Genomic DNA, 26713 nt, shown 5'->3' with positions numbered 1-26713 from the left:
CCGCTGACCAGGCGGCGTCCCTGACCAGGCGGTACGGCACCCCTGACCTGACGGCGCCGCTCTTGGGAGGAAGGGCCGGGCTTCAGAGGAACGTCTGGCCTTCGCCCCTGTACGTGGGCACCGACTCCACGAGCGTGTCACCGTCCACGAGATGCAGGGTGTCGAAGCGCTCGCACAGCTCGCCCGCCTTGGCGTGCCTGAACCACACCCTGTCCCCGATCCGCAGATCCTGCGCCGCCTGGCCGAGCAGCGGCGTCTGCACCTCGCCCGCGCCCTCGTCGGGTGTGTACCGCAGGCCGGCGGGCAGGTACGGCTGCGGCAGCCGGCTCGGCCCCGCCGCCCCGGAAGCCACGTACCCGCCGCCGAGCACCGTCACCGTGTCCGGGCCAGGCCGGCGCACCACCGGCAGCGCGAACAGCGCGGCGGGGTGGCCTGTGAAGCGCCGGTAGAAGTCGAACAAGCGGGGATGGAACAGGCCGGAGCCGGCGGCGACCTCGGTGATCGCCTTCTCGCGTACGGTCCGCTCGATGGAGCCGGTGCCGCCGCCGTTCACAAATTCGAGGTCGGTGACCTGGCGGACGGCGTTCACGATGCGGCCGCGTCTCATGACGAGTTCCCTGGCCGACTGTGCCTGCATGAGGCGGATGGCGCGGGCGTACAAGGCCTTCCCCGGCGGGGCGTCGCCGACGCCGGCGATCTGGGCCTCGTACGCCAGCAGCCCGGTCAGCCGGAAGCCCGGTCGTTTGGCGACGATGGCGGCCAGGTCGGCGGCCTGCTCGGATTCGCGGATGGATGATCGCAGCGCGCCCGCCCGAAATTTCCCGCCGAAGGCGACATATCCGGCATCAAGGTCGATGCACACCCGGATCTCGGCCCGCGGCCGTGCCGACGCCACGGCCGCCTCGATGAAGTTCAGGTGAGCCGCGGAGTCGATGGTCACCGTGATGTGCCTGGCCGCCTGCGCGTCCCCGGCCAGCGCCGCCAGCGCGTGCCGGTCGGCCGTCGGATAGGCCACCAGGATGTCGGTGAAGCCGTGACCGGCCAGCCACAGCGCCTCGGGCAGCGTGAAGGCCATGATGCCGCGGAAGCCGTCCATGGCCAGGACACGTTCGAGCACGGCGCGGCTGCGTACCGACTTGCTGGCCACCCGGATCGGCTTGCCGCCCGCCCGCCGTACGAGATCCGCCGCGTTGGCGCGCATGGCCGCCAGGTCGAGGATCGCGAAGGGCGGCTCCAGAGCCGCTGTGGCGCGGTCGTAACGCTGGCGCTCGTCCATATGAGCAGGGTAACGGCATATGGGGCAAATGAATATGAGCCCAATTCATGTTCATCCGCTTCCCCGTAATGTTCGGGCAAATCGGCGGCGAGGGGCGGTCCAGGCCGTGCATGCCCCATGTACGTCTGTCGTTGTGATGACCACGCTTCAGCGGCAACGGCCCAGCGCCCCGGCGACCACGCAACCCACCGGGCTGCGCAGGGCAAGCCGGGCGCTCAGGCCGGCGCGGACCCTCCCGGGCGCCGTCGTCTCGCTCGCGCTGGCGGCCGGGCTGGGAGCGACCGCGGCGGAGGTGGTGTCGGCGCTGCTCGGCCACCCCCTCGGCTGGGTGCCCGTGAACGAGCTCGTCGAGCTCGCCGGCGACACCACGTGGCCGGAGGCGGCCACGGCCGCGCTGGCGACGGCGGTGGCGGGCGCGCTGATGGTGCTGCTCGCGATCGTGCCCGGCCGCTACAAGCTGGTGCCGGTGCAGACCTCGGATCCGCTGATCGTCATCGGCATCACCCGCTCCGGCCTGCGCCGTACCCTGCGCGCGGCCGCCCAGCAGGTGGCCGAGGTCGACAAGGCGCGGGTACGGCTGCGCAGAGGCACCATCGAGGTCACCGTCGTGACCCGGGCGGAGAGCTCGGGCTCGATGCTCAGGCAGGTCGGCACCGCGGTCGGCGATCGGCTGGCCGGCGTGGGCACGCTCGGCGCCGGCCAGGTCGTCGTCCGCCTGCGCAGGAAGGGCGGGTAATGCGCCAGTATCTCGGCAACCGCATCGGGCTGGGCATCGTCGGGGGCACGCTGCTGGGCCTGGGCGCCTACGCCTGGCTCCGCGGCCAGGACCGCCTCCTCGACCTCCCGCCGAACGCCAAGATCCTCCCGCCTCAGGCGTACCGCGCCCTGGCCGCCGAGCCCTGGCTGCTGTGGGCGCTGGCGCTGGCCCTGCTCCTGCTGTCCCTGGCCGCCCTCCGCTGGCTGCTGCTCTGCCTGGGCTGGGGCCGCCGCGGCACCCGCAACGGCACCGGCACGGCCATGCTGTACGTCGGGCTCAAGGCCGTCGAAGGGGTGGGCCGGGCATGGGTGCGGGTCGGTCAGGACGGCATGCGCATCGCCCTGTCGTGCCCGGCCACAGCCGATGTCGGGGCGGTGGCGAGCAAGCTGGACCAGGACATCGTCGGCAAGATCCGACGCGAGCTCCATGACGACGACGCCCCCACCCTCGTACGGCTGCACGTGCGCCGCCAGCGGTCCGCCGGCGCTAGGCCACCAGCACTGTGAGTGTGTGCCAGCCGGTCGCGCCGTCGGGGGCGGGCGGGGCCTGCTGCTCGGTCTGGGTATGTCCGGCGGCGTCGGTCGCCCGTACTTGGATCGTGTGCCGGCCAGGCGTGGCGTCCCAGTCGAGTGACCACTGCCGCCAGGTGTCGGGGCCGGGGACCTCGGCCAGCCGCGCCTGACGCCATTCGCCGCCGTCGACCCGCACCTCCACGGCGTCGATCCCCGTGTGCTGGGCCCACGCCACACCGGCGATCGTGGTACGCCCCGCCTTCAGCGAGGCCCCCGACGTGGGCACGTCGATGCGCGACTGGGTCTTGATGGGGCCCGTGGCCGACCACCCGCGGGGAGTCCAGTACGCCTGGTCCCTGTCGAACCTGGTCACCTTGAGGTCCACCACCCACTTGGTGGCCGACACGTACCCGTACAGTCCAGGCACCACCTGCCGTACCGGGAAGCCGTGGGCCACGGGGAGGGCCTCGCCGTTCATCGCCACCGCGAACAGCGCGTCGCGGCCGTCCATGACCACGTCGACCGGGGTGCCGCAGGTGAAGCCGTCGGCGGAGGTGGACAGCAGCATGTCGGCGTTCGCGTGCAGGCCGACCTGCCGCAGCACCTCGGCCATGCGGACGCCGAGCCAGCGGGCGTTGCCGACGAGGTCGCCGCCGACCTCGTTGGAGACGCAGGTGAGCGTGACGTCGGCCTCGGTGAGCGGCATCTTGAGAAGGTCGGCGTAGGTGATCTCGATGGGGCGGTCGACCATGCCGTGGATGCGGAGCGTCCAGTCGTTCGGATCGACTTGGGGGACGATCAGGGCCGTGTCGATCCTATAGAAATCCTGATTTTTCGTGATAAAGGGAGACAAACCGCTGATGCGGAAGTCCGCGCCTGCGGGGATGGGCTTGGCCGGAGTCGCCGGGGTGGGGAGCGCCAAGCGCACCCGGGCGGCGCTCACCGTCCGCCGATCGCCGACCTGCCACCCGAGCAGGGCGGACGCGCCGGCGACCACCGCACCACCGGCGACCCCGGTCAGCAGCCGCCGCCGATCGAACGCCGGCTCCGCCCCCGTCCGTGGCTCCTCATCCGTGGCGCCGTGATCGGTGACCTCGGCCGCCTGGTGGCCGCGTGCGCCTGCCGCCCGGCGTACCAGCCACGAGAGCGCCCACGCACCGGCCGCCACTCCCACCACGGTCGGCAGCGCGTCCAGGCCCCCGGCGCTGTCCGGCCGGGTCACGACCGCGAGCACCCCGACCACCCCGAACACGGCCAGCCCCGCGAAGCCGTAGGCGAGCCGCCGCAGGGCCAGCACCCCGATGGCGGCGGCGACCCCCGCGAGCACCACCAGCACCCCGCCGACGAGCACGGGCTTGTCGTAGAAACCGAACGTCTCTTTCGCGAACTCCACGACCGGGGCCGGCGACAGATCGACCGTGGCGTCGGCCACCGCGAGAACGGGAAACGCCTCCGGTCTGACGAACCCCGCCACGAGCAAGGCCGTCCCCAGGGCCACTCCCCCGGACACCCATCCCACCAAGGCTCCCGCCCAGGCGGGCGCCATCGAATTCCTCTGCACAATGCGACGCTACGCCGCCTGGCACCGCCGGGTTCTTACACGACGGTTACGAGGTCACGCACGATCGGCGCCAGCGCACGGAAGGCCCGCCCCCGGTGGCTGATGGCGTCCTTCTCCTCGGCGGACATCTCGGCCGTGGTGCGGTCGTGGCCGTCGGGTAGAAAGATCGGGTCGTAGCCGAACCCGTTGGACCCGCGCGGCGTGGTGACGAGACGGCCCTGGAGCGTGCCCTCGACCACGCGGGACTCACCGGACGGCAGAGCCAGCGCGGCGGCGCAGGCGAAGAAGGCGGTCAGCCGGTCCGCCGGCACGTCGGAGAGCTGCGCGAGCAGCAGGTCGAGATTGGCCTGATCGTCACCGTGCCGCCCCGACCAGCGGGCGGAGAAGACGCCGGGCATGCCGTTGAGCACGTCGACGCACAGCCCGGAGTCGTCGGCGACCGCCGGCAAGCCGGATCCCTGGGCGACGGCGTGCGCCTTGAGCAGGGCGTTTTCCTCGAACGTCACCCCGGTCTCGGCGACCTCACCGATCGAGGGGAACTCCTCGAGCCCCACGATCTCGAACCCGGACAGGATGCGCCGCAGCTCGGCGATCTTGCCCGCGTTGCGGGTGGCCAGCACGATCTTCATGACCCCAGCGTCTCCCGCTGGATCAGCGTGAGCTCCTCGCAGCCGACCACGGCGAGGTCCAGCAGCTGGTCGAGCGCGCCCCGGTCGAACGGGGAGCCCTCGGCGGTGCCCTGCACCTCTACGAAGCTGCCCTCCCCCGTCATGACGACGTTCATGTCGGTCTCGGCGGCGACGTCCTCGGTGTAGCAGAGGTCGAGCATCGGCACCGCGCCGACCACTCCGACCGAGACCGCCGAGACCGAGCCGATCAGCGGGTCCCCCGGGCACATGCGCCGCTCGCGCATCCAGGCGACCGCGTCGGCCAGCGCCACGTATGCACCGGTGATCGCGGCGGTCCTGGTGCCGCCGTCGGCCTGCAGGACGTCGCAGTCGAGCAGAATGGAGTTTTCCCCCAACGCCTTGTAATCGACGCAAGCGCGCAGCGAACGCCCGATCAACCGCGAAATCTCGTGAGTGCGTCCGCCGATTTTGCCGCGGACCGATTCGCGATCGTTACGAGTATTGGTCGCTCGCGGGAGCATGGCATATTCGGCCGTAACCCAGCCCTGCCCGCTGCCTCTCCGCCAGCGCGGCACGCTGTCCTGGACCGAAGCCGCGCACAACACCTTGGTGCCGCCGAATTCGACCAGCACCGAGCCTTCGGCATGGGCGAGCCAATGCCGGGTGATGGTGATCGGGCGAAGCTGGTCAGGGTTGCGGCCATCCTGTCTGGACATGCAGATCACCCTATCTCCGAGCCACAACGCTCTTGACCAAATGTGTCCGACACATGGATCCTTACGCAATGACAACGGGGGTGTTGCGGAACCCTGACTTCCTTCGCTTCCTCAGCTCGCATGTCGCCAACGAAGTTGGCGCGAATGTCTCCCGCGTGGCTCTCCCGCTGGTCGCGGTGTTCGTGCTGCACGCGGGTCCCGCGGAGGTCGGCCTGCTCGCCTCGCTGCAGACGGCCGCCTATCTGCTGATCGGCCTGCCCACGGGGGTGTGGGTCGACAGGATGCGCCGGCGCCGCGTGATGGTGGTCTCCGACCTGTCCAGGTTCGTGCTGCTCGGAAGCATTCCGGTGGCGGCCGAGCTGGGCGTGCTGACCATCGAGATGATGTTCGCGGTGGCGCTGCTCGCTGGCACGGCCCAGGTCTTCAACGACGTGGCGGACCAGACATATTTGCCCAAGCTGGTCAACAACCAGCAGCTCACCGACGGCAACGCGAAGCTGGAGGCCGTGCGCTCGGGGGCGGTCCTGGCCGGGCCCGCCCTGGGAGGCGCGCTGGTGCAGCTGTTCGGCGCGTCGCGCACGATGGTCGCCACCGCGCTGGCCTCGCTCGCGTCGGTGCTCGTGCTGTCCTCGATCAAGGCGCCGGACAAGCGGCCCGCGCACGCCGAGCACCCGCCCATGCTGCGCGGGATCGGCGAGGGGCTTGCCTACGTTTGGAACGATCGCTTACTGCGCATGTTCGTGGCGTCGTCGACGATCGGCAACCTCTGCGTCAGCGCGGTGCTGGGCCTGTCGGTGTTGTTCCTGGCCGAGGAGGTCGGGCTGGCGCCCGGCGTCATCGGCGTGCTGCTCATGTCGGGCGGGCTCGGCGGCCTGATCGGCGGCTTGAGCGGGGGCTGGTTGTCCAGGAAGTACGGCACGGCCCGCATGACCTGGCTGGCCGTCACGGTGGGCGCGCCTTTCAGCCTGCTGCTGCCGATGACTCAGGCCGACTGGCGGATGGTGTGCTTCGCGATCACCTCGATCATGTTGTCGTGGAGCGCTGCCCTGTCGAACGTGGGACAGATCACCTATCGGCAGACGGTGACCCCCGAGCACCTGCTGGGCCGGGTCAACGCCTCGGTGAGGTTCATGGTGTGGGGCGCCATGCCGCTGGGCGCGCTGCTCGGCGGCCTCGTCGCCCAGCAGATCGGCGTACGTCAAACGCTCTGGGTGTTCCTGGCGGGCAGGGTGCTGGCGTTCGTGCCGCTGCTGTTCTCCCCGCTGCCCCGCCTGCGTGACTTCGACGAGGTTCAGGCGAGGTCGTAGACCGCGCCGCTGCGGGCCAGCTCGAACGGGCCGTCGTAGCCGCCTCTGGAAGCGTCGTCGAGCACGGTGGCCTGGTCGTTCCAGGGGACGAGGTGGGTGAGCACGAGCCGGCCGACGTCGGCCTTGGCGGCGTGCTCGGCGGCCTGGCGGCCGGTCAGGTGCAGGTCGGCGGGCAGGCCCGGCTGCTCGACGAACGACGCCTCGCACAGCAGCAGGTCCGCGCCCGCGGCCAGCTTCACCAGCTCCTCGCACTCGCCGGTGTCGCCGGAGTAGGTCACGGCCTTGCCGCCGGCCGCGACGCGAAAGCCGTAAGCCTCGACCGGGTGGTTGACCAGGCCCGCGGTGAGGGTGAACGGTCCGATCTCGAACGAGCCGGGTTCGAGCGGCACGAAGTCGAACGCGGTCTCCAGGCCGGGCTCGTCCGGCATGCCGTACGCGGCCGACAGCCGGGCGGGGGCGGCGGCGGGCGCGTAGACGGGCACGGCCGGATACGGCGCGGCCGGCCCGTACGTCCGCGCCACGTGGTAGCCGCAGATGTCCAGGCAATGGTCGGCGTGCAGATGGGTCAGGCAGATCGCGTCCACCTCGTACAGGCCGATGTGGCGTTGCAGCGCGCCCAGCGACCCGCTGCCGAGGTCGAGCAACATCCTGAACCCGTCCTTCTCGAGGAGGTAGCAGGACGCTGGGCTGTCGGGCCCGGGAAAGCTGCCTGAGCATCCGACGATGGTCACCTTCATGTGGGCCTCCCGTTAAAGGTAGTACCCCCCACTGGTGCGACTTCGACCGCATCGATCTCCGGGCCCAGGAAGCGTCGCCCGAGCCGAGCGAAGAGCAGGGAGTCGCCGGTGGCGCGGAAGCGGTGCCGGGGGGTGGCCTCGCTTCCGGCCGCCAGTTCGCGGTCGTGCAGGATCCGGTAGACGTCCTTGGCCGTCTCGTCCGCGCTGGAGACCAGCGTGACCTCGTCACCGGCGACGTAGGAGATCGCGCCGGTGAGCAGGGGATAGTGGGTGCAGCCGAGGATGAGAGTGTCGCACCCGGCGGCCCTGACGGGCTCCAGGTAGTCGCGCACGACCTCGATGAGCTCGTCGCTCATCGTCTCGCCTCGTTCGACGTATTCCACCAGGCGCGGGGCGGCCACGCCGGTGAGCTGGACGTCGGGAGCCGCGGTGAAGGCGTCGTGATAGGCCATGGACTCGATGGTGGCCCGGGTGGCGATCACGCCGACTTTCCCGTTGCGGGTGGCGCGCACCGCCCGCCTGGTGGCGGGCTGGATCACCTCGACGACCGGCACGTCGTAGCGCTCGCGGGCGTCACGCAGCACGGCGGCGCTGGCGCTGTTGCACGCGATCACGAGCATCTTGACGTCGTGCTCGACGAGGTGGTCCATCACCTCCAGGGCGTAGGCGCGGACCTCCGCGATGCGTTTCGGCCCGTACGGCTGACGGGCCGTGTCGGCCACGTAAGTGATCGATTCGTGGGGCAACTGGTCGAGGATCGCTCGGGCGACCGTCAAGCCGCCGACCCCGCTGTCGAAGATCCCAATACTCGTGTCCGGCACGCTTCAGAGGGTAAGCGACCTGCCCTCCGAACACTGCGTAAGAATCCTCACAGTCCCTTCGGGCCTGTGAGGAACCTGCTGTGTCTATTGGCTCACTCGCTACGCTCGCTCACAGTCCCTTCGGGCCTGTGAGCAAGCTGCTGTGTCTATTGGCTCACTCGCTACGCTCGCTCACGGCAACACGTGGGCTTGAAGGGGTGTTGCGTTGCTCACATCAGCCCCTGCCGACGCGTGCGAGCTGACGCGCCTGAGCCACCAGGCGACCGGCGGAGTCGCGCACCTCGACCTCTTCGTCGAACCAGCCGTCGGAGATCAGCCGGCCGCTGCCGAGCAGGGTCAGCCAGCCGGGCGCGGGCAGCGCGCGCAGGTGCCAGGTGAGGTCCACGGTCGGCGCCCAGCCGCGCGCGCCCGCCGAGAACACCACGGGCGGCAGCGCGTCCACGGCCAGCGCCAGCACGTACGGGTCCGGGTCCTGCGGCTCGGCCATCCTGAAGTACGCCCGCGACTCGGGCCTGCCGGTGGGGTTGCCGGTCAGCCAGCCGATCGTGGGCGGGTCGAAGAGCAGCTCCATCTGGGCGCTCAGGGTCATACCCGATTCCGGCTTGGGGTCGGGGAGCTTGACGCAGTCCTCGAGGGCCGGCATGTCATGCGCTGATTTTTCGGCATAAATCGGCCCGACGTCATTCAACGTGGCCGTCGTGATCAGGCTCTCGATCTGCGCCACGCCATCCTGTACGAGCGTGGCCCGGGCGAAGGCGGCCGTCCTGCCCGCCTTCAGCGGCTCCACCTTGACCTGGGCGGGACCGGGCGCCGGCGCCTTGAGGAACTGCGCGGTCGTGCTCACCGGATGGTCGAACGGCGAGGCGTCCACCGCCGCGCGCAGGATCACCGCCATGAGGTAGCCGCCGTTGAGCGGGCCGCCGATGGCGTATCCGGGGTCGATGCACACGTCGTAGGTGCCGTCGTCAACCCTGATCGCCTGCGTGGCCTCGTCGAACTTGGTCATCCGCTCCCGCCTCAGCCTGGAACTATATTCTAGTAGCCCCATACTCTACGACATGCGTCTGCCAGCGCGCCTACCTGCGAAAACATAGTCGGGCTGAGAGAGTTTGATCATGGCAGTTGTCACCGAACTCATAGGCCAGTCCGTCTGGGACTGCCACGGGGTGTGGGTCGGTCACGTCGTCGACATCCGCATGATCAAGCACAAGGGCGAGCTCCAGCAGAGCCACACCGTCAACGGACTTGTCGTGTCCAGCCGGCGCGCGCCGCTCCTGCTCGGGCTCACCCGCACCCTCCACGGGCGCGTCCCCTGGCTCTCCCGGGTCCTGTCACGGGTGATCTACGCGGGGTGCACGTTCGTGCCGTGGTCGAGCGTCGCCGACTACGCGAGCGGCGAGGTGCATATCGATGTGCTCAGAAAGGAGCTCCCCAGAGTCTGATTTCGACTTCAGCACATTGCAAGCGGCTGACAAGCAACATCAGATAACTTCTCTGTGGCTAAAAGTCCACATTGTGAGTTGAGTGATGTCTGCGAATAATCCCCCTTACGGCCAGGATCCTGACCGGACTACGGCGTACAACTGGAACCAGGGGCAGCCGTACCCTCCGCAGCAGCCTTACCCCCAGCAGCCGTCCTACGGCGAACAGGGGGCTTATGGGCAGCAGGGCCATGACCAGCAGGGCGCCTACGGTCAGCAGGGCAACCCTGGTCAGCAGCCCTACGGCCAGCAACAGCCGGCCCATGGACAGCAGGCGTACGGTCAGCAGGCTTACGGGCAGCAGCAGCAGCCGTACGGGCAGCAGGCCCAGGGTGGCTGGCAGCAGGAGCAGATGCCGCAGGGCGGCTGGCAGCAGGAGCAGAGTTGGCAGCAGGGCCAGTACGCGCAGCCAGGATGGCAGCAGCAGGGGCCTGAAGGCTTCGGCCCGGCCGGGCCGGCCAAGAAGAGCCGCAAGGGCTGGCTGATCGCGGGCGCCGCGACCCTCGCGGTGGTCCTGCTCGGCGGCGGCGCGGTGTGGGCCGTGGGCGCCATCGGCGGCGGCGGCGCGCAGCCGAACGACGTCCTGCCCGCCAACTCCATCGCCTACGCCCGCCTCGACCTGGACCCGGCCGCGAACCAGAAGCTGGCGCTGTTCCAGCTCGCCAGGAAGTTCACGGTCACCAAGGACTCCTTCACCGGCGAGGACCCGCGTAAGGCGCTGTTCGACACCATCAACAAGGACTCCGACAGCAAGATCGACTTTGCCAAGGACGTCGACCCGTGGCTGGGCAGCAGGATCGGCTTCGCCGCCGTCCCCTCCGGCAAGCAGGAGCCCGACTTCGCGGTGGCCGTCCAGGTCAAGGACCAAGAGCAGGCCAAGGCCGGCATCGCCAAGCTGATGGACGGCGACAAGTACGGCATCTCCTTCCGCGACGACTACGCGCTCCTCACCGCCAACCAGGGGCTGGCCGACAAGTACGCCCAGGCCGAGGGCAGCCTGGCCGACAACGCGGAGTTCAGCGAGGACATGGGTGCGGTCGGCGAGCAGGGCGTGCTGTCCTTCTGGGCCGACATGGGCGGCCTGATCGACCTGGCCAAGAAGGAGCTCCCCGCCGACCAGCGGGCGGCGATCGACAAGATCAAGGACGCCAGGTTCGCCGGCGCCCTGCGCTTCGACAGCGCCTACGTCGAGCTCGCCGGTACGGTGCGCGGCGGCACGGGCATGCTGCCCCAGGGCGACCTGCCCAAGGCCAACCTGGGCACCCTGCCCGCCACCACGGCCGGCGCGCTGTCGATCTCCGGCCTGGACCAGGTCGTCACCAAGCAGTGGTCCGAGATCGAGAAGCAGGCCTCGGCGACCGGGGCCGCGGAGATCAAGCAGCTCATCGAGCAGGCCAAGACCCAGTTCGGCCTGGAGCTGCCGGCTGACCTCGCCACGGTCTTCGGCAAGAACTTCACGCTGGCGGTGGACAGCGAGGGCCTGAACAGCGACCAGATCAAGGGCGGCGTCCGCATCGCCACTGACCCGGCCAAGGCGCAGGCCATCCTCGACAAGATCCAGCAGGCGATGACCTCCAGCGGGCAGCCGGCTCCCCAGATCGCCAAGGTCGCCGGGGACGGGGTCTTCACGGTGGCGACGACCGACGAGTACGCCAAGAAGCTGGCCGAGGAGGGCACGCTGGGCGACTCGGAGACGTTCCAGACCGCGATCCCGAACGCGGGGGAGGCCACATCGGCGGTCTTCGTCGACCTCGACAAGCTGGAGAGCCTCTACCTCAAGACCATGCAGGGCGACGAGAAGGCCAACCTGCAGGTGCTGAGGGCCATCGGCATCAGCGGCACCCAGACCGACACCGAGGCGACGTTCTCGATGCGGGTCCTGTTCAACTAAGGGCATAACGAAAGGGCGGCCGGTCTCCTGACCGGCCGCCCTTTCGTGTTCCAGGCGCTCAGGCCCAGAGCTGGCCTTCGAGGCGTTCTTCCGCCTCGTCCAGGGTGCCCTCGTAGGCGCCCGTGGACAGGTATTTCCAGCCGCCGTCGGCCACCACGAACACGACGTCGGCACGCTCTCCCGCCTTGACCGCCTTCGCGGCCACCCCGAGCGCCGCATGCAGCGCGGCCCCTGTCGAGACGCCGGCGAAGATGCCCTCCGCGGCCAGCAGCTCGCGAGTGCGCCGCAGCGCGTCCGCGGAGCCGACCGAGAAGCGGGTGGTCAGCACGGACTCGTCGTAGAGCTCGGGGATGAACCCCTCGTCCACGTTACGCAGCCCGTAGACCAGCTCGCCGTAACGCGGCTCGGCGGCGACGATCTGCACGTCCGGCACCCGCTCGCGCAGGAACCGGCCCACTCCCATCAACGTCCCCGTCGTGCCGAGCCCGGCCACGAAGTGGGTGACGGTCGGCAGGTCCTCGAGGATCTCGGGGCCCGTGGTCTCGTAGTGCGAGCGCCAGTTGGCCGGGTTTCCGTATTGGTAGAGCATCACCCAGGAGGGGTTTTTTGCCGCCAGGTCCTTGGCCACGCGCACGGCCTCGTTCGAGCCGCCGGCCGCCGGAGAGGAGATGATCTCGGCGCCCCATATGCGCAGCAGCTGGCGCCGCTCCTCGGAGGTGTTCTCCGGCATGACGCAGATCAGCTTGTAGCCCTTGAGCTTGGCCGACATGGCGAGCGAGATGCCGGTGTTGCCGCTGGTGGGCTCCAGGATCGTGCAGCCGGGCGTGAGCAGGCCGTCCTTCTCGGCCTGCTCGACCATCCACAGTGCGGGCCGGTCCTTGATCGAGCCGGTCGGGTTGCGGTCCTCCAGCTTCGCCCAGATCCGTACGTCGGCGGACGGCGACAACCTCGGCAGGCCGACGAGCGGCGTGCGACCCACCGAGTCGATCAGCGATTCGAAACGCATGTCACCCGCCGGCGACGGCAGGAAGGACGGTCACCGTGTCACCGTCGGACACCGGCGTGCCGAGGCCGCCCAGGAAGCGCACGTCCTCGTCGTTGAGGTAGACGTTGACGAAGCGGCGCAGGCCGCCCTGGTCGACCAGGCGGTCCTTGATGCCCGGGTGGCGGGACTCCAGATTGGTGATCAGCTCGTCAAGGGTGGCGCCCTCGGCGCTCACGGCCTTCGCACCGTCGGTGTAGTTGCGCAGAATGGTCGGGATGCGAACCTCGATGGCCATCGCGGTCAGTCTCCTCATGTCATGTCGTCGTCCCATCGGCAGACAACGCCGACGGCTGAAAGGGGATTCCAGGCTCAGTGACGTCAGTGGCGACAGTCGTAGACGACGACAGCCGGAGTATGCGCGAAGAGGAAGCTCTGCACCGGCCGGACCATCATGGGAGAAACCTTACCTCTTCCTCGGTAATCACTCCGTCGAGGATCCGGTAGGAGCGGAACTCCGCCTTGTCGTCGTCCCTGGTGGAGACCAGGACGTAGTGCGCGTTGGGCTCGGAGGCGTAGGACACGTCGGTGCGTGACGGGTAGGCCTCGGTGGCGGTGTGGGAGTGGTAGATCACGACGGGTTCCTCGTCGCGGTCGTCCATCTCGCGCCACACGCGCAGCTGCTCCATCGAGTCGAAGCGGTAGAAGGTGGGCGAACGCTCGGCGTTCGCCATGGGGACGAACCGCTCGGGAACGCCGTTCTTGCCCGCGATCACACCGCACGCCTCGTCGGGGTGGTCGGCCCGGGCATGGGCGACGATCTTGTCCGCCAGTTCCTGCGAGATCGAGAGCATGCCCGGAAATTACCAGAGCGCTCGGACCAGGCTGTCCTGGAGGTAGGTCAACCAGTCATAGGTGACATAGGCCGGGTATCTGGGGTCGTCCTCGGACATCATGGCGATCTCATCGTGGATCTCCTCGGTCACCTCCAGCTTGGTGCCGAGGGTGAGCCGGATGTCGTTGAGCGCCCGCAGCCACGCCTGGGCCTGCTCGGGTGTCAGGTCGAAGCGCCCGGACGCGGCGCTGTCGAGCACGGTCTGCGCGTCGGCCCGTTTGCCGTCGCGCAGCGTGGCCTCGGTGTAGCGGCGGAACTCGGCCGCCTCTTTGTCGTCTTCGTACGCCGACGGGAACAGGCGCGCCAGCACCGGGTCCGACGGAGCCTCGGTCGAGCCGATGCCCAGCGCCCGCTCCAGCGGATCGTCGCTCGTCTGCCCAGGCGTCACGAGGCCGAGCGTCATCGACACGAGCGAGCGCAGCAGCGAGACCTCCGCGGCCTCGAAGCGCGCGACGACTCCGCCACCTTTGCCCGGCGAGAACCCCGAACTCACCCGCACCTCTTCACGTGTATCACTTGACCGAATCCGGCTGGAGCGTCGCCCACAGGCCGTAGGAGTGGAGAATCTGCACATCGCGTTCCATCTCTTCGCGCGTGCCGCTGGACACGACCGCCTTACCCTTGTGGTGTACGTCCAGCATGAGTTTCTCGGCCTTCTCCTTGGTGTAGCCGAAGACCGTTTGGAAGACGTAGGTCACGTAGGACATGAGGTTGACTGGGTCGTTCCAGACGATGGTTACCCATGGCAGATCGGGCCGGACGTCCGATGACGGACGCTCGACGGCGATTGGAGCGGTGCTACCCACATCCCCGAGTCTGCCCTATCTGGGCCGTAGTCTTCGAGTCGTGACAATGACCATGAGCACTGCGTTGCTCACAGATCACTATGAGCTGACGATGCTGCAGGCCGCGCTGCGAAGCGGGGCGGCCCACAGACGCGCGGTCTTCGAGGTGTTCGCCCGACACCTGCCGGGCGGGCGGCGCTACGGGGTTGTCGCCGGGACGGGACGTGTCCTGGACGAGCTCGAACACTATCGTTTTGGTGACAATGAACTCACCTACCTGCACGCGCGCCAGGTCGTGGACGACGCCACTCTGGCGTTTCTGGCTGATTACCGGTTTTCGGGCAACATCTACGGCTACCGCGAGGGTGACCTCTATTTCCCCGCCTCTCCCATCATGGTCGTGGAGGGCACCTTCGCCGAGGCTGTAGTGCTGGAGACGCTGATCCTGTCGATCCTCAATCACGACTGCGCGATCGCCTCCGCCGCCTCCCGCATGACCAACGCCGCGGGCAAGCGCCCGATCATCGAGATGGGCTCGCGGCGGACGCACGAGAGCGCGGCGGTGGCCGCCGCCCGGGCCGCGTATATCGCCGGGTTCGCCTCGACCTCCAACCTGATGGCCGGGCAGAAGTACGGCATCCCCACGGCCGGCACGGCGGCGCACGCCTTCACACTGCTGCACGACTCCGAGCGGGCGGCGTTCGAGGCCCAGATCGCCTCGCTCGGGCCGGAGACGACCCTGCTGGTGGACACCTACGACGTGCCGGAGGCGGTCCGCACGGCGGTGGAGCTGGCCGGGCCCAAGCTCGGCGCGGTCCGCATCGACTCCGGCGACCTGGCCGCCGCGGCGCAGGAGGTGCGCGAGCAACTCGACGCGCTCGGCGCCTTCAACACCCGCATTCTGGTCACCTCGGACCTGGACGAATACGCCATCGCCGCGCTCGCCGCCGCCCCGGTGGACGGGTACGGGGTGGGCACCTCGCTGGTGACCGGGTCAGGGGTGCCCACGGCGGCACTGGTGTACAAGCTGGTGGCGCGGGAGACGGCCGCGGGCAAGCTGGAGCCTGTGGCCAAGCGCTCGGTGGGCAAGCCGTCGCGGGGCGGGCGCAAGGAGGCGTATCGGGTGCTGGACTCCTCCGGCCATGCCGAGACCGAGCTGATCACCACTGGGGGCGTGGTCCCCGAGGGCGGCATTCCCCTGCTGCACGAGCTGGTGCGCGAGGGCGAGGTCGTCGGCGCGGAGCCCCTGTCCGCCGCCCGCGAACGCCACGCGCAGGCCGTCGCCACACTCCCGCTGGAGGCCCTCCACCTGGGCCGGGGGTACGCGGCGGTCCCCACGGAGTTCGCCTGACGTATCGTGCCACTATGGGCACCGCATTGATCATCGTCGATGTGCAGAACGACTTCTGCGAGGGTGGCAGCCTTCCCGTGGCCGGCGGGTCCGCGGTGGCGGCGGCGATCACCCGCCACGTGGCCGACCACGGCTACGACCATGTGGTCGCCACCCGCGACTACCACGTCTCCCCCGGCGACCACTTCTCGGAGTCGCCCGACTACCTTTCGAGCTGGCCGGCCCACTGCGTGGCCGGCACGCCGGGGGCGGACTTCCATCCGTCGTTCGACGTGTCGGCGGTGGAGGAGGTCTTCAGCAAGGGGACCTACGCGGCGGCGTACAGCGGGTTCGAGGGCGTGTCCGGCGACGAGGTGTCGCTCGTGGACTGGCTCAGGGAGCGCGGGGTGCGCGAGGTGGACGTCGTGGGCATCGCCACCGACCACTGCGTGCGCGCCACGGCCCTGGACGCGGTCAAGCACGGCCTGGCGGTGCGCGTCCTGCTGGACCTCACGGCCGGCGTCTCGCGCACCACGACGGAGGCGGCGATGGAGGAGCTGAAGAATGCCGGCGCCACCTTGCGGGGAGCGCCTGCCGTGGGCTGATCTCCTGCCGTCCATCACGCTGCGCAACGCTGCGGTGATGTGATATCAAGAGGGGCGGACGCTCTCCGCAGTCATGACGACACGGAGAGTGACACGTCTTCCTCGTCGTGGGAGGTTCTTCATGCTGGCCCTCTCCTTAGGAGCGGCCTGGCTGCTCCTCGGCCCGCTCAGCCTGTGGCTCCTCATCAAGGGCAGCGCCGCCGAGCGCATGCGCGCGATCGTCACGCTGGCGCTGCTGGAAGGCGGCACGATCGTGATGAGCCAGCTCGCTCAGGATTCCATCCCTGAGCACTCCGTGGTGTCCCACGACGTGTCACCGGCACCTGTCTGCGACGAACGCACCCCTGCCCCACGATCCGCCAGGGTCGGCAGGGCGCTCGTGCTGGCCTGGCCCGCCGTCCGCCGCGAATGCGAGACGGCCAAGGTCACCGTCCGCACCAAGGGGAGGCGGCTGCTGGTCTGGGTGCGTACGGCCCCGGGTCCAGGGGATCGCCGGACCGCCCTTCCCGTACGCGTCAAAGGCGACACGGCCCGCGTAACAGTCCCGTTGCCTGAAAAATCAGGCCATATCCCGGTTGATGGCCGCAGCGGCCGCCGGATCCCGGCACCGATGACGTAGCCATCTGGATGGAGCACTGCCATGCCGTACATCACCGCGGCCGACCGCACCGCGATCTTCTACAAGGACTGGGGCTCCGGCCAGCCGGTCGTGTTCAGCCACGGCTGGCCGCTCAACGCCGACGCCTGGGACAGCCAGTTGCGCCTGGTGGCCGAGAACGGCTACCGCGCCATCGCCCATGACCGCCGCGGCCACGGACGCTCCACACAGGCGTGGAGCGGCAACGACATGGACACCTACGCCGACGACCTGTTCAGTCTCCTGGAGACGCTGGACCTGCGCGGCGCGATCCTGGTCGGCCACTCGACGGGCGGCGGCGAGGTGGCGCGCTTCCTCGGCCGCCACGGCAGCTCCCGCGTCTCCAAGGCCGTGCTCCTGGGCGCCGTGCCGCCGCTGATGCTCAAGACGGACGCCAATCCCGGAGGGGTGCCCATCGAGGTCTTCGACGACATCCGCGCGGGCGTGCTGGCCGACCGCTCGCAGTTCTACAAGGACCTCAGCGCCCCCTTCTACGGCGCCAATCGGCCCGGCTCGACTGTCTCGCCGGGCACGCGGGAGGCGTTCTGGCTGATGAGCATGCAGTGCGGGCTGAAGGGCGCCTACGACTGCGTCAAGCAGTTCTCGGAGACGGACTTCACCGAGGACCTGCGGCGCATCGACGTGCCGACGCTGATCGCGCACGGCGACGACGACCAGATCGTGCCCATCGCGAACGCCGCCATCAAGTCGGCCGAGCTGGTCAAGGATGCCACGCTGAAGGTGTACGAAGGGGCTCCGCACGGCCTGACGGGCTCGTTCAACGACGACTTCAACGCCGATCTGCTGGCCTTCATCCAAAGCTGATCGATTGGGGCCGATCGGTTCGGCTAGGGTGGTCCGCCGTGACCGAACCGGACTTCCTGCGCGCCACCCGGGCGTCCTATGACGCCATGGCCGTCGACTACGCCGACTTCTTCCGTGACTCGCTGGCGGGCATGCCGCTGGACCGGGCGATGTTCGCCGCGTTCGCCGAGCTCGTACGGGACTCCGGGCCCGTGGCGGACGTCGGCTCCGGTCCGGGGTGGGTCACGGCGCACCTGCACGAGCTGGGGCTGGACGTCTTCGGCGTGGACCTGTCGCCGGAGATGGTGGCACTGGCCGGGCGGACATATCCCGGCCTGCGGTTCGAGGAGGGCTCGATGCTCGCCCTGGATCTGCCCGACGGGAAGCTGGGCGGTCTGGTGGCCTACTACTCGATCATTCACGTTCCGCTGGAGCGCGTGCCCGAGGTGTTCGCCGAGTTCCACCGGGTGCTGGCTCCAGGGGGTCACACGCTGGTGGCGTTCCAGGTCGGGGACGAGCCGGTGCACCGTACGGACGGGTTCGGCCACCCGATCTCGCTGGACTTCCACCGCCGGCAGCCGGACCAGATCGCCGAGCTGCTCTGCGCGGCGGGCTTCGTCGTGGATGCCCGTCTGCTCCGCGAGCCCCGGCCGGGCACCGCCTACGAGTTGACGCCGCAGGCCATGCTCCTGGCTCGCAAGCCTCTCGGTCTCTAGGGGTTCAGGGCGTGGCCACGGCCAGCCGCAGGGCGTCGTCGAACTTCGCGAAGACCTCGAACGCGTGCCGCAGCCCGGTGATCGACAGCACCCTGGCCATGACCCCATGAACCCCGCCGAGCAACAGCCTGGTCCCCCGGGCCTCGCAGCGCTGCATGACGCTGACGAGCTCGCTCATCCCCAGGGAGTCGCAGAACGCCACCCCGCCGAGGTCCAGGATCAGGAAGGGCTGCGGGGGCAGCTCCCAGATGCGTTGCAGGTGCTCGCGCAGCACGGGCACCGCGTTGACGTCGAGCTCGCCCTCGAGCCTCATGATGATGGCGTTTCTTGAGAGGCCTGAAGTCACACTGAGCGTCGGCTTCCGGTAGGCCTCAGATGACATTGGCGAAGTCCTTTGCACATCTCAAGACGAGCCAAGAGAGGTTGTTGCCGCTTCCACCAAGCTTCTAACAGAAGGCCACTGCTCTGTGTCCAAATGCATAGGCCGCGGCGGAAGCGGCCAGGCCGGACGCGCGCAGCGCCGGGGGGCGAAGCGCCGCGCGGGAAGGCGTACTCAGACCGCGAGGGTCAGGTACGCGAGAACCAGGACGGTGAGGATCACTACCAGGACGCTCGTGCCGCTGACCACCATGATGATGCGCGTCCGCCGGGCCATCCAGCGGATCGCGGCCACCACCAGGGTGATCATGGTCGCCACGATGAGGAGCGACCAGGTCTTGGTGTCGGTCGGAGGGGGCATTGCCACTGAGAGGTACAGAGCCAGATCTGTCATAAAGGTTTCCCTGGTGCGATGCGCTGTGACAGGAACCTTGCCTGTATTCAGAGAACTTCAGCATCCTTAACTGAAGTTTGTCTCTCTTTATGATTCCCTCGCTGAACCCAGGACATTCGCACACTGCCGCCAGAGATGCGTGGCTAGACTGAGGGCTCTTGTGCGCCCGATTCTCGCCAGTAGACCGTTCCGTTACGGCCTAGCTGCGAATTCTCCATCGACTCGGGCAGCCGAATAGGCGTTTACTAGAATTTTGTGAAGTTCACACGAATGAGGCCGACATGAGCGGTGACGACGTCGCGGGGACGGCGCTTGCGCACCGTCTGCGTGAGCTCCGCGAAAGCCACTGGCCTGATGTGCATGTCACGCAGGCCCAGCTGCGCGAGGCGTTCAAGATCAGCGTGCCGCTGATCTCCTCCTGGGAGTCGAGCTCGGTGATCAAGATCCCGCCGTTGCATCGGCTGGAGAAGTACGCCAGGTTCTTCGCGACCAAACGATCCGTCGACAACGGCAGGGCCCGCCTGCTCGACGAATCCGAGCTGACCCCGGACGAACGCGAGGAGCACAAGAAGTTGCTCGCCGAGCTGATCAAGCTCCGTCAGCAGGCGCTGCGGCAGCAGAGCGCAGGCGAGGTCTTCGAGCCGGACCTGGCCGAGGGCGCCCGCCGCCGCGGCCCGTGGCATTTCCCCAGGGGCGAGCCGATCACGATCATCTGCTCGCAGATCCCCGAAGAGGACCGCGCCAGGATCCCGAAGGCGGACCCCGACAACGCCGATTACGTCGCGCTCTACCGATACTCGGATCTGGACTCGTTATTCGAGTTGTGGGGTCACGTGCGCAGCGTGAACCCGCACAGCCGGGGGGTCGTGCGCACCATGGCCGATCTCCAATCCGACGACCTGACCACCCATGTCGTGCTCCTGGGCGGCGTGGACTACAACGCGGTCACCGAGTACACGCTCACGCGGATCGAGCTCCCCGTGCGGCAGATCCCCGACTGGGCGGGCGAGAAGGGACCCTATTTCGAAGTCGAGAGGGACGGGGACACGCAGCGGTATTATCCGGTCACGGTGGGTTCTGGCGATAGCCTGCGACTACAGGAGGACGTCGCCTTCTTCTACCGCGGCGTTAACCCCTTCAACGTCGAACGCACTTTGACCATATGCAACGGGATATACGCCAGAGGCGTGTACGGGGCGGTCCGGGCGCTGACCGACGCTCGATTCCACGACAGGAACGCCGGCTATCTGGAGTCGCGTTTCGGCGACGCGGAGTCGTACAGCATTCTGATGCGGGTCGGGGTTCAGGGCAGGGCCGTGATCACGCCTGACTGGACGATCGACGCGTTCCGGTTACACGAATGGCCGGAGCCCACCCATGGAGACTGAAATAGCAACGGTCAGGACGCAGCATCACCACGGCTCCCACAGACATCTGGTGGACGTGTACGGCGAGGGTCTCGCCGGCGCGAAGCCGGGAACCGTCGATGCCATCGTCGTCCCCACGATCCGGCATCCGACGTGGCTGAAACACGTCATTCGGCTCGCGAGCACGCTCGGCTGTCCCCTGGTGACGCTGCACAGCCGCCGCAAATGGAGCAAGCCGGAGCTCGCGGCCTTGTTGATGCCGAGTGACGTGCAGTTCATCGCGATCGACATCGGCAGTCCGGCCTCGCTCAACCTGCCGGACTTCCGGACGACGACGCTGCTGAAGAACACGCCGTTCGTCCGGGCGACCGACCTGAGCGCGAAGCGCAACATCGGGCTTCTGCTGGCCCGGCTGATGAGCTGGGAACGCATCGTCTTCCTGGATGACGACATCGAGGTAGGCAGTCATGAGGAGGTCGCGCGCGCGGCGGGTCTGCTCGACAAATACGACGCGGTGGGCATGCATATCGGTGGCTACCCGGATAATTCAGTGGTGTGCCACGCTCACCGGCTGGCCGGAGGGGATCAGGACTCGTTCGTGGGCGGCGGCGCCCTCGCCGTCGAGACGACGCGCAATCCGTCGTTCTTCCCCAACATTTACAACGAGGACTGGTTCTACCTCCTGGGTGAGACCTCGCTACGTCGGCTGGCGGTGACCGGGCAGGTGACGCAGCGCGAGTACGACCCTTTTGACCGTCCCATTCGCGCACGGGACCAAGAGCTCGGCGACGTGCTGGCGGAGGGCGTCTACTGGCTGCTGGACGGAGAGAAGAAGACGGGTTGGGCGGGCGCGACCGACCCGGCGTACTGGACCGGCTTCCTCGCCCAGCGCAAGGCGTTCATCAGCCACGTGCTGCGCCGAGTCAGGCGGCTCCCGGCGGGCTCGCTGAAGAACCGCCAGGCCATGGAGGCCTCGCTCGAAGCCGCGCTCGGCCGCCATCACCGCATCGATGAGGTGCTCTGCGTCTCCTATATCGAAGCCTGGAGGGAAGACCGCCGCCGATGGGCCGAGCACTTCGCCGGGACCCCGCAGCTGGACTCGACCGCTGACGCGATGAAATGGCTCGTGAAAGACAGTGAGCCGCAATTGCGCTGGTGGACATCCATGGCCTAGGCGCCGCTGATTCACCGGAGTGTCAACAGGGAATCTGTCCGTCCGTGGGGGCACCAGATATACGCAAAGCCGACCATACCGATCTCCGCAGGATAGTCCGGTCGCTCGGGCAGAAGACGTATTTCAGCGACCGGCTGGCCAGGCAAGAGGCCGGGCACGGGTTCCTGCTCGTCGCCTGGGAGCGGAACCTTGCGGTGGGCGACGTCTACGTGTGGCTGGCCCCCGCCGAGGAGCCGGAGTTACGCGCCCACTTACCGGGTGTGGCGCTGCTCACCCACCTGGAGGTCGTCGCCGGGCGCCGTAACGAGGGCATCGGGACGCAACTGCTGTGGGCGGCCGAGGACCGGCTCTTCGCCACCGGCCATGAACAGGTCGCCCTCGGCGTCCGGCTGGACAACCTCGCCGCGCGGCGGCTGTATCACCGCCGAGGGTATGTCGAATGGCCGCATGGGCAGGTGGCCACGACGGAGGTCGTGTATCACCCGGACGGCACGTACGAACGGCGGCCGGAGATGTGCCGCATCATGGTCAGGCAACTCGGCCGCAACCGCTTCCGCTGACGCGCCAGAAGCGGGCCGATCGCCCTGCGGGCAGGGCGATCGGCGCAAGTGCGCGAACCGGCTAACGGCGCTGGGTGGCCCAGCGGCGGATCGTGTCGATCCGCTCCTGGATCTGCTCGGCCGTGGCCTGGGCGATCGGCGGGCCGCCGCAGGAGCGTCGCAGCTCCGCATGGATGACCCCATGCGGCTGCCCCGTGCGATGGTTCCAGGCGCCCACCAGGCCGTTGAGCTCCCGCCGCAACTCGGCGATCTGCTCGTGCGGCGCCAGGGTCTCGCGCGGCTGCTCCTCCGGCTGCTGCTTGCGTTTGGCGGCCTGCTGGTCCGACTGCCGTTTGCGCAGAAGGGTCGCCACCTGGTCGGGCTCCAGCAGCCCGGGCAGGCCGATGAAGTCCTCCTCCTCGGCGGAGCCGACCTCCGCGCCGGTGCCGAACTCGCCGCCGTCGAACAGCACCCGGTCGAACGTGGCCGACGTCTCCATCGTCTCGAACGGCAGCTCGTCGCCAAGGACGTCCGGGTTGTCCTTTTTGCGGTTGGCCTGCTCCAGGAGGCTGTCGTCGAGGCCGTCCTCCGGAGGCCGCTTGTTGAGCACGTGGTCGCGCTCCACCTCCATCTCGTTGGCCAGCCCCATGAGCGTGGGCACCGAGGGGAGGAAGACCGAGGCCATCTCGCCGCGCTTGCGGGCACGCACGAAACGCCCCACCGCCTGGGCGAAGAAGAGTGGGGTCGAGGTCGAGGTGGCGTAGACGCCGACGCACAGGCGGGGGATGTCGACGCCTTCCGACACCATGCGCACGGCGACCAGCCAGCGGTCCTGCGACGCGCCGAACTCCTTGATCTTCTTCGACGCGCCGGGGTCGTCGGAGAGGACCACGGTGGCGCCCTCGCCGGTGATGTTGCGCAGGTGGCGGGCGTAGGCGCGGGCGGTCTCGTGATCGGTGGCGATGACCAGGCCGCCCGCGTCGGGCACGCCCCTGCGCACCTCGGTGAGGCGGCGGTCGGCGGCCTGCATGACCTGGCGGATCCAGTCGCCCTTGGGGTCGAGCGCGGCCCGCCACGCCTGCGAGAGCTGGTCCTTGGTGAGCGGCGTGCCGAGGGTCGCGGCGAGCTCGTCACCGGCGCGCGTGCGCCACTTCATCTCCCCGGAGTAGGCCAGGAAGATGACCGGCCGCACGACCCCGTCGTCGAGGGCGGGCCCGTAGCCGTAGGAGTAGTCGGCGACGCTGCGTTTGAGGCCCTCCCCGTCCTCCTCGTAGGCGACGAACGGGATCGGGTTGTCGTCGGACCTGAACGGCGTCCCCGTGAGCTGGACCCGGCGCGTCGCGGGCTCGAACGCCTCCTTCACGCCGTCGCCCCACGACTTGGCGTCGCCCGCGTGGTGGATCTCGTCGAAGATGATCAGCGTCTTACGCGCCTCGGTGCGCGCCCTGTGCAGGGCCGGGTGCATGGCGACCTGCGCGTACGTCACCGCGACGCCGGTGTAGTCGCGTGACGTCGTGCCCTGGCTGTTCTTGAACTCCGGATCGATGCCGATGCCGACCTTCCCGGCGGCGTCGGCCCACTGGCGCTTGAGGTGCTCGGTGGGGGTCACGATGGTGATCGCCCTGATCACCCCGCGGCTGAGCAACTCGCTGGCGATGCGCAGGGCGTAGGTCGTCTTGCCCGCCCCCGGCGTCGCCACGGTGAGGAAGTCACGTGGCTCGCGCCTGAAGTAGAGGTCGAAGGCCTCTTGCTGCCAGGCGCGCAGCTTGGGGGCGGTGCCCCACGCGGCGCGGTCTGGATAGGAAGGCGAAAGGTGGGACGCGGCGAAGGTGCTCACCGCATCACCTCTGGGGTTCGTGTGCTTCGCTCTCTCACAGTGACCCAAGACTAATCGGGCCCACCGACAAGACGTGCCGTGAGCCGTGGATTCTGGCCAAGGTCTTCCTCACGTGCTAGGCGGCTTGTCCAAGGCTGTTCATGACCGCGTCGAGGGCCTGTCTGCGTGCGGTTTCCTCGGGTTGGAGCAGCCCGACCAGCAGGACGGCCTTGTCGCCGCGAGTGACCAGCATCACTCTCATGAAGGCGGGCCGGTTGACCACATCCTGATATTCCGCCCGTAGCGCCCGGGTGTGGCCCCCGGGGATCTCCTTGTCCTCGACGATGTTCACGCGGTCGCCCTTGAGCAGGAGTCGCGAATACAGCTCCGCCGCCTGGGCCGTGGCCTCCTCGGCGTTCTCCAGGCGTCCGGGCACCGGCCTGGCCATGACCAGGCCCCCGTTCCCGTCCCTGACCACCGACGTGAACCCGGTCACCGGCGGCACCGCGCCCACGCTCCACCCCTGCGGCAACGTCGCCGTCACCCCGGCCAGCGTGTCGCTCAGCGTGCTCGTCTCCGCCTGCGGCTCGGTGATCCGCAACACCACCGCGGTCGCCCCGGTCACCAGCCCCGCCCCGGCTAACAGCGCGGCGAGCACGCCCGCCCACCGCCGCCACACGCGCGTGCCGGCGCGCCGGCGCGTCCCGGGGTCCACCGGGGTGCCGTAGAGCCGGGCGGACGGCGGCAGCGTGTCCCAGGGCGGCGCGGACAACGGCCCTCCGCCTTCCGCGCCTCGCCCCCAATCGTCACGTTCCAGGCCCCGTCCCCAGCCGCTGCCCGCGGGCGGCTCCGGGCTTCCGCCGGGGGGCCAGTCCGGACCGGAGTCGTACGCGGGGTCGCGTTCGGTGGCTCTGCGGATGCGGGGGTTCCACGGCTCGCCGAGGTCCTCGCTCTCCCCCGCGTCCAGGTCGAGCGGGTGCCGCTTCCGGGGACGCGGCTCCTCGTCGCGCGGGCTCCGGCGCGCCGGAGCCCCGCCCCCCTCGGGCTCCGTGTCCTCTGGAGGAGTACGGCGGTGCCTGGCCCCCGGCTGAGGCGGCCAGACACGGTGATCATCCTCCATGACACCTCCTTGTCCCGCTGTCCTATCACTCCTCGCCACGAGGATCCGGCGAACCGTGATCGGTGTGACGGAAGATGCGGAATTCAGCGGATGCGCCCGGCAAGCAGCGTGGCGGCCAGCCCGATGACCGCCATGAAGAGGCAGATGACGACGAACCCCGTGGCGATCTCGGCGGAGGTGTGCCCGATGAGGTTGACCAGCGCCCCGCCGACCCCGATCGCCAGCGCGGAGCCCAGCATGTCCGTCACCGACAGCGCCGCCGAGTTCGCCCCCTGCTCGTTCTCCGGCGACTGCTTGAGCGTCGTGACGCTGATCGTGGCCATGCCGAGCCCCATCCCGAACCCGGCCACGATCCACGCGGGCACCGCGACCCACCCGGTCATCCCCGGCAGGACGGACAGCACGGACAACAGGATGCCTCCGGTCACGCCCATCGCCCCGAGCCTGATCCTCCGGTACGGTTCCACGTCCCGCCGGCTCTGCAGGTAGGAACCCGCCGACCAGCCGAGCGCCCCCGTGGTCAGCGCGATCCCCGCCTCCCTCGCGTCGAACCCTCTCACTTCCTGCAGCGCCAGCGGGATGAAGGAGTTCACCCCGAAGAAGGCGGCGGAGAAGAACCCGCGCATCAGCACCGTCATGGGCAGCCCTCGGGCGAACCGCAGCGCGCCGGGCGGCAGCAGCCGGTAGAGACCGTAGATCAGCAGCCCCAGCCCGGCCAGCGTCTCGAGGGCGCCCGACACCGGAGCGAGGTGGAGCCGGTCCACCCCGTGCAGCAACGCCGCCGCCCCGCCGGCCGTCGCGGCCGCGGCCAGCGTCATCGCCAGCGGCCGCGAACGCGGACCGTCCCCAGGCGCGTCGTCGGAAGAGGCCGGTCTGCGCAACGCGGGAACGAGCATGAGCAGCGCGGGCACGATCAGCGGGATGATCCCGTAGAAGACGTACCGCCAGCCCCATTGCCCCGCCACGGATCCCGCGACGGCCGGGCCGACCATGGAGGGCACGACCCAGGCGGCCGAGACCGCGGCGAACGCCTTGGGCCGCATCTCGGCCGGATAGACCCGCGCGATCATCACGAACAGCGCCACGATCGAGGCCCCCGCGCCCAGCCCCTGGACGGCCCGCGCCGCCAGGAACATCATCGCCGACTGCGCGGCCCCCGCCAGCCCCATACCGGCCACGAACAGCATCAACCCCGCCACGAACGGCATCGGGTAACCGCGACGGTCCGCCCAGAGCCCGGCCACCACGTTCGCGAACAAGCTGGAGATCAGGAAGGCGGAGAAGCTCAGGCCGTAAAGGTCCAACGCGTCCAGCTCATGGGCCACGTCCGGCATGACCACCCCGACCGACATGCCCTCGAAGGCCACGAGCGTGACGACGAGCAGGATGCCGAGGGTGGCGGTGCGGTAGGCCGGGCCGAGGATCCGGGGAGGTTGGTGGGGAGCGTCGAGTGCTTTCGGTCCTGTCACCCCAACATCGTAAT

The 26713-nt window shown here is 69.0% G+C and carries 30 protein-coding genes; 13 read left to right on the top strand and 17 right to left on the bottom strand.

From position 1 onward, the window contains the following. Positions 1-82: 82 nt before the first annotated feature. A complete protein-coding gene (locus ACTWQA_RS23565) occupies positions 83-1276 on the bottom strand; it encodes an amino acid deaminase/aldolase (protein ID WP_443161286.1) in 1194 nt (397 codons plus the stop codon). Between the two features lie 136 nt (positions 1277-1412). Here ACTWQA_RS23565 and ACTWQA_RS23560 point away from each other — a divergent pair, with 136 nt between their 5' ends. Further along, on the top strand, positions 1413-2012 hold the full coding sequence (locus tag ACTWQA_RS23560; protein WP_443161285.1) for a DUF6286 domain-containing protein: 600 nt from the start codon (positions 1413-1415) through the stop codon (positions 2010-2012). Next, on the top strand, positions 2012-2539 hold the full coding sequence (locus ACTWQA_RS23555) for a hypothetical protein (RefSeq protein WP_443161284.1): 528 nt from the start codon (positions 2012-2014) through the stop codon (positions 2537-2539). Before ACTWQA_RS23560 ends, ACTWQA_RS23555 begins: the two co-directional genes overlap by 1 nt. On the opposite strand, the gene ACTWQA_RS23550 is transcribed toward ACTWQA_RS23555, so the two are convergent. Genes ACTWQA_RS23550 through rph form a run of 3 tightly spaced genes read right to left on the bottom strand, consistent with a single transcriptional unit; the run spans position 2520 to position 5451 of the window. Next, positions 2520-4106, bottom strand: a complete 1587-nt coding sequence (locus tag ACTWQA_RS23550) for a molybdopterin-dependent oxidoreductase (RefSeq protein ID WP_443161283.1) — start codon at positions 4104-4106, stop codon at positions 2520-2522. The genes ACTWQA_RS23555 and ACTWQA_RS23550 overlap by 20 nt on opposite strands. Before the next feature lie 35 nt (positions 4107-4141). Further along, positions 4142-4735, bottom strand: a complete 594-nt coding sequence (locus ACTWQA_RS23545) for an XTP/dITP diphosphatase (protein WP_443161282.1) — start codon at positions 4733-4735, stop codon at positions 4142-4144. Continuing rightward, positions 4732-5451 (bottom strand): ribonuclease PH, encoded by a 720-nt coding sequence (gene rph / locus ACTWQA_RS23540; protein WP_443161281.1) that lies wholly within the window; start codon positions 5449-5451, stop codon positions 4732-4734. Before rph ends, ACTWQA_RS23545 begins: the two co-directional genes overlap by 4 nt. Before the next feature lie 53 nt (positions 5452-5504). Here rph and ACTWQA_RS23535 point away from each other — a divergent pair, with 53 nt between their 5' ends. After that, positions 5505-6758, top strand: coding sequence for an MFS transporter (locus tag ACTWQA_RS23535; RefSeq protein WP_443161280.1), 1254 nt, complete (start codon positions 5505-5507; stop codon positions 6756-6758). Here ACTWQA_RS23535 and ACTWQA_RS23530 read toward each other — a convergent pair. The 3 genes from ACTWQA_RS23530 to ACTWQA_RS23520 form a co-directional block, all read right to left on the bottom strand. After that, positions 6743-7495 carry an MBL fold metallo-hydrolase gene (locus tag ACTWQA_RS23530; RefSeq protein WP_443161279.1) on the bottom strand — a complete coding sequence of 251 codons (753 nt, stop codon included), beginning with the start codon at positions 7493-7495 and terminating at the stop codon, positions 6743-6745. The genes ACTWQA_RS23535 and ACTWQA_RS23530 overlap by 16 nt on opposite strands. Next, positions 7492-8316: a glutamate racemase gene (gene murI, locus ACTWQA_RS23525; RefSeq protein WP_305918317.1), complete on the bottom strand. Its 825-nt coding sequence runs from the start codon at positions 8314-8316 to the stop codon at positions 7492-7494. The genes ACTWQA_RS23530 and murI overlap by 4 nt, the downstream gene beginning before the upstream one ends. A 214-nt stretch (positions 8317-8530) precedes the next feature. Continuing rightward, entirely contained in the window at positions 8531-9322 is a 792-nt protein-coding gene (locus ACTWQA_RS23520; protein ID WP_443161278.1) for a thioesterase family protein, read from the bottom strand. A gap of 109 nt (positions 9323-9431) precedes the next feature. Between ACTWQA_RS23520 and ACTWQA_RS23515 the strand changes: the two genes are divergently transcribed. Then, on the top strand, positions 9432-9758 hold the full coding sequence (locus ACTWQA_RS23515; RefSeq protein WP_443161277.1) for a hypothetical protein: 327 nt from the start codon (positions 9432-9434) through the stop codon (positions 9756-9758). 85 nt (positions 9759-9843) lie between these two features. After that, on the top strand, positions 9844-11688 hold the full coding sequence (locus tag ACTWQA_RS23510) for a DUF3352 domain-containing protein (protein WP_443161276.1): 1845 nt from the start codon (positions 9844-9846) through the stop codon (positions 11686-11688). A 58-nt stretch (positions 11689-11746) separates the two neighbouring features. On the opposite strand, the gene ACTWQA_RS23505 is transcribed toward ACTWQA_RS23510, so the two are convergent. From ACTWQA_RS23505 to clpS, 5 genes are all read right to left on the bottom strand, one after another. Next, positions 11747-12694, bottom strand: coding sequence for a PLP-dependent cysteine synthase family protein (locus tag ACTWQA_RS23505; protein ID WP_443161275.1), 948 nt, complete (start codon positions 12692-12694; stop codon positions 11747-11749). Between the two features lies 1 nt (position 12695). Continuing rightward, on the bottom strand, positions 12696-12968 hold the full coding sequence (locus ACTWQA_RS23500) for a MoaD/ThiS family protein (RefSeq protein WP_138673133.1): 273 nt from the start codon (positions 12966-12968) through the stop codon (positions 12696-12698). A 154-nt stretch (positions 12969-13122) separates the two neighbouring features. Then, complete coding sequence (locus tag ACTWQA_RS23495) at positions 13123-13524, bottom strand: Mov34/MPN/PAD-1 family protein (protein WP_443161274.1); 402 nt, start codon at positions 13522-13524, stop codon at positions 13123-13125. 9 nt (positions 13525-13533) lie between these two features. Continuing rightward, the gene (locus ACTWQA_RS23490) at positions 13534-14058 is read right to left on the bottom strand and encodes a DUF2017 domain-containing protein (protein WP_443161273.1); all 525 of its coding nucleotides are present in this window, start codon (positions 14056-14058) and stop codon (positions 13534-13536) included. A 19-nt stretch (positions 14059-14077) separates the two neighbouring features. After that, positions 14078-14371, bottom strand: a complete 294-nt coding sequence (gene clpS, locus ACTWQA_RS23485) for an ATP-dependent Clp protease adapter ClpS (protein ID WP_090935661.1) — start codon at positions 14369-14371, stop codon at positions 14078-14080. A gap of 46 nt (positions 14372-14417) precedes the next feature. Here clpS and ACTWQA_RS23480 point away from each other — a divergent pair, with 46 nt between their 5' ends. The 5 genes from ACTWQA_RS23480 (at position 14418) to ACTWQA_RS23460 (ending at position 18442) form a co-directional block, all read left to right on the top strand. Beyond that, positions 14418-15701 carry a nicotinate phosphoribosyltransferase gene (locus ACTWQA_RS23480; RefSeq protein ID WP_443161272.1) on the top strand — a complete coding sequence of 428 codons (1284 nt, stop codon included), beginning with the start codon at positions 14418-14420 and terminating at the stop codon, positions 15699-15701. 14 nt (positions 15702-15715) lie between these two features. Next, complete coding sequence (locus ACTWQA_RS23475; RefSeq protein ID WP_443161271.1) at positions 15716-16285, top strand: isochorismatase family protein; 570 nt, start codon at positions 15716-15718, stop codon at positions 16283-16285. 121 nt (positions 16286-16406) lie between these two features. Then, the gene (locus ACTWQA_RS23470) at positions 16407-16904 is read left to right on the top strand and encodes a hypothetical protein (RefSeq protein WP_443161270.1); all 498 of its coding nucleotides are present in this window, start codon (positions 16407-16409) and stop codon (positions 16902-16904) included. 21 nt (positions 16905-16925) lie between these two features. Further along, the gene (locus tag ACTWQA_RS23465; RefSeq protein ID WP_443161269.1) at positions 16926-17747 is read left to right on the top strand and encodes an alpha/beta fold hydrolase; all 822 of its coding nucleotides are present in this window, start codon (positions 16926-16928) and stop codon (positions 17745-17747) included. Between the two features lie 38 nt (positions 17748-17785). After that, positions 17786-18442 (top strand): class I SAM-dependent methyltransferase, encoded by a 657-nt coding sequence (locus tag ACTWQA_RS23460; protein WP_443161268.1) that lies wholly within the window; start codon positions 17786-17788, stop codon positions 18440-18442. 4 nt (positions 18443-18446) lie between these two features. On the opposite strand, the gene ACTWQA_RS23455 is transcribed toward ACTWQA_RS23460, so the two are convergent. Together ACTWQA_RS23455 and ACTWQA_RS23450 are read right to left on the bottom strand one after the other, a co-directional pair. Then, positions 18447-18824 carry an STAS domain-containing protein gene (locus tag ACTWQA_RS23455; RefSeq protein WP_443161267.1) on the bottom strand — a complete coding sequence of 126 codons (378 nt, stop codon included), beginning with the start codon at positions 18822-18824 and terminating at the stop codon, positions 18447-18449. Positions 18825-18995: 171 nt separating this feature from the next. After that, positions 18996-19214: a hypothetical protein gene (locus ACTWQA_RS23450; protein WP_443161266.1), complete on the bottom strand. Its 219-nt coding sequence runs from the start codon at positions 19212-19214 to the stop codon at positions 18996-18998. A gap of 281 nt (positions 19215-19495) precedes the next feature. On the opposite strand from ACTWQA_RS23450, the gene ACTWQA_RS23445 reads away from it, so the two are divergent. The 3 genes from ACTWQA_RS23445 to ACTWQA_RS23435 are packed head-to-tail and all read left to right on the top strand — an operon-like array spanning position 19496 to position 22315. Continuing rightward, positions 19496-20602, top strand: a complete 1107-nt coding sequence (locus ACTWQA_RS23445; protein WP_443161265.1) for a helix-turn-helix domain-containing protein — start codon at positions 19496-19498, stop codon at positions 20600-20602. A gap of 49 nt (positions 20603-20651) precedes the next feature. Then, on the top strand, positions 20652-21755 hold the full coding sequence (locus ACTWQA_RS23440) for a hypothetical protein (protein ID WP_443161264.1): 1104 nt from the start codon (positions 20652-20654) through the stop codon (positions 21753-21755). Between the two features lie 44 nt (positions 21756-21799). Beyond that, on the top strand, positions 21800-22315 hold the full coding sequence (locus ACTWQA_RS23435; RefSeq protein ID WP_327584885.1) for a GNAT family N-acetyltransferase: 516 nt from the start codon (positions 21800-21802) through the stop codon (positions 22313-22315). 61 nt (positions 22316-22376) lie between these two features. Here the strand turns inward: ACTWQA_RS23435 and ACTWQA_RS23430 are convergent, their stop codons facing one another. The 3 genes from ACTWQA_RS23430 to ACTWQA_RS23420 form a co-directional block, all read right to left on the bottom strand. After that, complete coding sequence (locus tag ACTWQA_RS23430; RefSeq protein ID WP_443161263.1) at positions 22377-24131, bottom strand: DEAD/DEAH box helicase; 1755 nt, start codon at positions 24129-24131, stop codon at positions 22377-22379. A 115-nt stretch (positions 24132-24246) separates the two neighbouring features. Continuing rightward, a complete protein-coding gene (locus ACTWQA_RS23425) occupies positions 24247-25230 on the bottom strand; it encodes a hypothetical protein (protein WP_443161262.1) in 984 nt (327 codons plus the stop codon). An 83-nt stretch (positions 25231-25313) separates the two neighbouring features. Next, positions 25314-26699 (bottom strand): MFS transporter, encoded by a 1386-nt coding sequence (locus tag ACTWQA_RS23420; RefSeq protein ID WP_443161261.1) that lies wholly within the window; start codon positions 26697-26699, stop codon positions 25314-25316. Positions 26700-26713: the final 14 nt, after the last annotated feature.

The organism is Nonomuraea sp. 10N515B (assembly GCF_052245915.1).
GTDB lineage: Bacteria > Actinomycetota > Actinomycetes > Streptosporangiales > Streptosporangiaceae > Nonomuraea.
The sequence above is the reverse complement of the archived record's forward strand: the minus strand, read 5'-3'. Positions and strand labels throughout refer to the sequence as shown.